Origin of the sequence: Intrasporangium sp. (assembly GCF_051961875.1) — a bacterium.
GTDB lineage: Bacteria > Actinomycetota > Actinomycetes > Actinomycetales > Dermatophilaceae > Intrasporangium_A.
The window spans coordinates 1-4,671 of sequence record NZ_JBQCCV010000027.1 but is presented as its reverse complement, the minus strand read 5'-3'; the positions used below and the strand labels follow the sequence as shown (position 1 = coordinate 4,671).

General features: G+C 72.5%; 6 protein-coding genes. 4 read left to right on the top strand and 2 right to left on the bottom strand.

Going from position 1 to position 4,671, the window contains the following annotated elements:
• Nucleotides 1–939 (top strand): AIR synthase related protein (locus tag ACTHJJ_RS01685; protein ID WP_440301205.1); only part of this gene is annotated, 939 nt, incomplete at its 5' end.
• 196 nt (nucleotides 940–1,135) lie between these two features.
• Here ACTHJJ_RS01685 and ACTHJJ_RS01680 read toward each other — a convergent pair.
• Both ACTHJJ_RS01680 and ACTHJJ_RS01675 read right to left on the bottom strand, forming a co-directional pair.
• Nucleotides 1,136–1,939: a spermidine synthase gene (locus ACTHJJ_RS01680; protein ID WP_440301204.1), complete on the bottom strand. Its 804-nt coding sequence runs from the start codon at nucleotides 1,937–1,939 to the stop codon at nucleotides 1,136–1,138.
• A 4-nt stretch (nucleotides 1,940–1,943) separates the two neighbouring features.
• Nucleotides 1,944–2,735 (bottom strand): hypothetical protein, encoded by a 792-nt coding sequence (locus ACTHJJ_RS01675; RefSeq protein ID WP_440301203.1) that lies wholly within the window; start codon nucleotides 2,733–2,735, stop codon nucleotides 1,944–1,946.
• Between the two features lie 57 nt (nucleotides 2,736–2,792).
• Here ACTHJJ_RS01675 and ACTHJJ_RS01670 point away from each other — a divergent pair, with 57 nt between their 5' ends.
• The 3 genes from ACTHJJ_RS01670 to ACTHJJ_RS01660 are packed head-to-tail and all read left to right on the top strand — an operon-like array spanning nucleotide 2,793 to nucleotide 4,312.
• Nucleotides 2,793–3,677 (top strand): LLM class flavin-dependent oxidoreductase, encoded by an 885-nt coding sequence (locus ACTHJJ_RS01670; RefSeq protein ID WP_440301202.1) that lies wholly within the window; start codon nucleotides 2,793–2,795, stop codon nucleotides 3,675–3,677.
• Nucleotides 3,678–3,683: 6 nt separating this feature from the next.
• The gene (locus tag ACTHJJ_RS01665) at nucleotides 3,684–4,064 is read left to right on the top strand and encodes a sterol carrier family protein (protein ID WP_440301201.1); all 381 of its coding nucleotides are present in this window, start codon (nucleotides 3,684–3,686) and stop codon (nucleotides 4,062–4,064) included.
• Nucleotides 4,061–4,312 (top strand): hypothetical protein, encoded by a 252-nt coding sequence (locus ACTHJJ_RS01660; RefSeq protein ID WP_440301200.1) that lies wholly within the window; start codon nucleotides 4,061–4,063, stop codon nucleotides 4,310–4,312. The genes ACTHJJ_RS01665 and ACTHJJ_RS01660 overlap by 4 nt, the downstream gene beginning before the upstream one ends.
• Nucleotides 4,313–4,671: the final 359 nt, after the last annotated feature.

The following is a 4,671-nucleotide window of genomic DNA, read 5'->3' as shown; positions in this document are numbered from 1 at the left end:
GACCGCTACGTCATGGGCAACACCGCGCTCGCGCAGCCCGACGACGCCGGCGTCGTGCGCGTCGACGAGTCGACCGGGCGAGGGGTCGCGGTGGCGACCGACTGCAACGGCCGGTTCGCCAAGCTCGACCCGTATGCCGGCGCCCAGCTCGCGCTCGCGGAGGCCTACCGCAACGTCGCCACCGTCGGCGCCGCGCCCCTCGCCGTCACCGACTGCCTCAACTTCGGCTCGCCGGAGGACCCGGGCGTGATGTGGCAGTTCCGTGAGGCGATCCGCGGCATCGCCGAGGGCTGCAAGTTCCTCGGCATCCCGGTCACCGGCGGCAACGTCTCGTTCTACAACCAGACGGGCGACGTCGCGATCCACCCGACGCCTGTCATCGGGGTGCTCGGCGTCATGGAGGACGTGGCCCGGCGCAACACGAGCGGCTTCCGGAGCGAGGGCGCGCACGTCTACCTGCTCGGCGCGACGCGGGACGAGCTCGGCGGGTCCGAGTGGGCCCACGTCATCCACAAGCACCTCGGCGGGAAGCCGCCGGCCGTCGACCTCGCCGCCGAGCAGGAGCTCGGCCACGTCCTCGTGGCGGCGGCGAACGAGGGCCTGCTCGAGGCGGCCCACGACCTGTCCGACGGTGGTCTCGCGATCGCGCTCGCCGAGGCGGTCATGCGCCACGGCGTCGGCGCCAAGGTCGACATCGCAGACGTGGCCGAGGGCCTCGACGCGTTCACCGCGCTGTTCTCGGAGTCGGCAGGACGGGTGCTCGTGGCGGTCTCCGTCGAGCACGCCGGTCGCTTCGGGCAGATCATCGGTGACGTGCCGTGCGTCCACCTCGGCACGACCGGCGGCCGCGACCTCGTCATCGAGGACCAGTTCACGGTGTCGATCGCCGAGCTCAAGGCCGCGCACGAGGCGACCCTGCCTGCCGTCTTCGGCGAGTGAGCCAAGGCGTGAGGACCCGACCGAGCGCTCGCGAGGGAGGCCCGGAGCGCCGATTCGGCTCACTCGCCTGGAGGCTCGGCGAGTGACCTTTCGTCGGCAGGTGACCTTCTCAGTCGAGTGAGCGCTTCGTCCCTCCTGTCACCCGAGCCGGTGTGACGCGTGGGGTCGAGTGCTCACTCGACGGTTGAGGCGCGCATCACCGGAGGCGCCAGCGGCCGGGGTCCGGCGGGGAAGGGCTGGGCTCGCCGTGTTCGCCGAAAGGCTTGGCACCAGCGAGCATTCGCTGGAGGGACGCCCCTTCCCGGAGCCCCGTGGGTAGCGAGGCACCGGCCACCCGGCGCCGCAGCTCCTCCACCGGGAGCGGCTCATGCCCGGCGATGACGACCGTGTTGCCGAACCGCTTCCCCTTCAGCACCTCGTGAGTCGCGGCGACCGCAACCTCGGGCAGGACCGCACTGATCGAGGCGACCATCCGTGCGCCCCAACGGAACCCCGGCTCGTCGGCGAGGTTCCAGAGGGCCAGCCCGGTCGGTCTCAGCACCCTCCCCACATCGAGGAGGTATGCCGCTGAGCCGAGCTCCGCTGGGACGCGCCCAGCGGCATACGCGTCGGTCACGAGCACGTCGGCGGAGTCGGGCGCGAGCGCGCGCAGCCCGCTCAGCCCGTCCTGTGGGCGGACCCGGATACGGTGTCGGCGGGGGAGCGGGATCTGTTCTCGCACAAAGGCGGTCAGCGCCTCGTTCGGCTCGAGGACGATCTGCGGCGAGCCGGGTCGGGTCGCCTCGACCCACCGCGGCAGGGTCAGGCCGGCGCCACCGACGTGTGTCACCGCGAGGCGGCCGGGCGGCAGGGCCTCGATCGCGAGGGCCAGGTGCTGGACGTACTCGAAGACGAGCAGGAGCGGGTCGTCGGGCTGGACGTGCGACTGGGGTTGGCCGTCCATGACGACCGTGATCCCGCCGCGCTCGTCCCGCTCGAGGCTGATGGGCGGGTCGGTCACGGGGTCACCGGGGCACGTCGACGTGGACGTGCCGCTGCTCGCCGTACCGGATGAAGCCGACCCGGCGCAGGATCGGCGAGGACGTGTCCGTGCGCCCGTGCGTCAACCCCAGCGTGGCGCCGCGGCGCAGACCGATGCGGAGCCGCTCGGCGAGGACGGCGCGATAGGCGCCGCGGCGCCGGAGCGCGGTCGCGGTCCCGGCACCCCAGAGTCGGCACACCTCCCCGGCGATCGTCCAGCCACCGGTCGCGGCCGGGACTCCCTCGACGTAGGCCACGACCCGACCACTCGAGTCGTCGGCGAGCCCGCCCTCGATCTCCGCGAGGCTCGCCGGGATCCGGTCCTCCGGCACCGGCTTGCTCTGGAACGCGTCCGACTCCACCCCGAGGGCGTCACGCAGCGTCCGCTCGTCACGCACCCGACGCACCTCGACACCATCCGGCACGCCGAGGTCGGGCAGGCCTCCCGCGAGCCGGAGCGCGAGGACATCGGCGCGCTCCGTGACCGTGCCGCCGCGAGCCAGCAACGCGCTCTCGAGGCCCTCCGGCGTGGTCATGTCCGAGACGACCCACCAGACCTGGTCCCGGCCGAAGCCCCGCGTGATGCGGTCGACGTCGTCGAGCAGCTCCTCGGGTTCGCGACCGGACCCGAAGACCCGAGCGCTGGTCGGCACCTCGAAGTGGTCGGGATAGCCCACGACGAGCAGCTCCTCGGTCTGCACCCGCTGCGCGTCCTCCGGCACCCAGAGCCACTCGTTGGAGGCGGCGAGCACCGCATCGGTCGTCCACGTCGTCATGGGCAGCATTCTTGCCCCTCGGTTTCGCTGTCGCTGGGCGTGGCTAGGGTCAGAGCCATGCGATTCGGCGTGACGATCCTTCCTGAGTACCGCTGGTCCGAGGCCGCGCCGCGGTGGCGCGCGGTCGAGGACCTCGGCTTCGACCACGCCTGGACGTTCGACCACATCACGTGGGGCGGGCTGCCCGACTCGCCGTGGGTGGCCGCGATGCCGACCCTGACGGCGGCCGCGATGGTGACGAACCGCCTCGGTCTCGGCACTTTCGTCTCGACACCGAACAACCACGAGCCGGTCCAGTTCATGCGCGAGATCCTCGCGCTCGACGACATCTCCGCGGGCCGGTTCCTCCTCGGCCTCGGCAGCGGCGCCGGCCTCGACGCAGGCATCCTCGGCCAGGACCTCACGCTCCGGCAGCGCATCGACCGCTTCCATGAGTTCACGGGGCTGCTCGACCGGCTCCTCCGGGAGGACCACGTGACCGCCGACGGCGACTTCTACGGCGCACGCGAGGTCCGCACCCTGCCCGGGCCGGTCCGGGGCGGGGACGCCGAGCCCCGGGTCCCGCTCATCGTCGCGGCCAACGGCCCCCGGACCATCCGGCTCGCGGTCGACGTCGCCGACGGCTGGATGACCTACGGTGCCCCGGTCGAGACGGCCGACGAGTGGTGGGCGGTGCTCGCGCAGGTCTGCGGGCGGCTCGAGGACACCCTCGACGAGAAGGGGCGTGGGCGGCACACCATCACCCGCTACCTCAACACAGACGCCATGCCGACCTACGCGCTCGAGAGCGTCGGGGCCTTCGAGGACGTCGTCGGCCGCGCCGCCGAGCTCGGCTTCACCGACATTGTCGTGCCCTGGCCGCGCACCACCGAGCCGTTCCGCGGCGACGTCGCGACCCTCGAGGCCGTGGCCGCCACAGTGCTCCCGAGGTGGCGGAGCTAGCCGACCATGCCACCCCGTCGTCGCACGCCGGTCGCCGAGGGCCGAGCCGCCGTGGAGGTATGCCGCTCAGCCGGCTTCCACGCCGACCGCGCCACCACCGCGACCGCGGTCCGCTACACCCTCGAAGAGCTCGGCGAGCTCGCTCCCGGGCGCACCGTCGAGGTGCGGGTGCCGCCGTTCGGCGCGGTGCAGTGCATCTCCGGGCCCGTGCACCGCAGGGGGACGCCGCCGAACGTCATCGAGACCGATGCGACGACCTGGCTGCGGCTCGTGACCGGCGAGCTCGAGTGGTCAGCGGCGGTCGAGTCGGGCGCGGTTCGGGCGAGCGGCCAGCGGGCCCACCTCGAGGGACTGCTGCCGCTGCGGTCGCTTACCCTTGAGGGGTGAGCGCTCAGCCCCGACGTATGCCGAACTTCACCCGATTCCTCATCACCGGGGCGGTGCTGGGGATCATCGCCGGTGCACTCATCGGCGGGTTCGGGACGCACGCGCCGAACTACGACTCCGGCACGGAGATCGCCTACCTGGCCGCGTTCGGCCTGCTGATCGGGCTCGGCCTGGCCGGCGTCGTGGCGATCGGCCTCGATGCCTGGCTGCGGCGGCGCTCCGGGGAGTCACGGCCGGGACACGAGTGACGGAGCGCTCACTCGACGTATGGGGCCGCTGAGGCGAGCGTGACGGAGCGCTCACTCGACGTTTGGGGCCGCTGAGGCGAGCGTGACGGAGCGCTCACTCGACGGAGGGGAGGGCGCAAGCCCTTGCCACTCGAGTGAGCGGTGCGTCCCACCCGTCCCAAAGTGGCAGCCTCCTTTCAACGTCGAGTGAGCGGTGCGTCTCAGGCGCCTCAGGTTTCTCACAGGGGTCGGGCATGATCGGGCCATGACGAGCACGACAGGCGGCCTCGACCCGGCGAGGCCGCAGCGCAGTGGCCCGCTCACGGGCACGAAGGTGGTGGAGCTCGCCGGCATCGGGCCCAGCCCGTTCGCCTGCATGC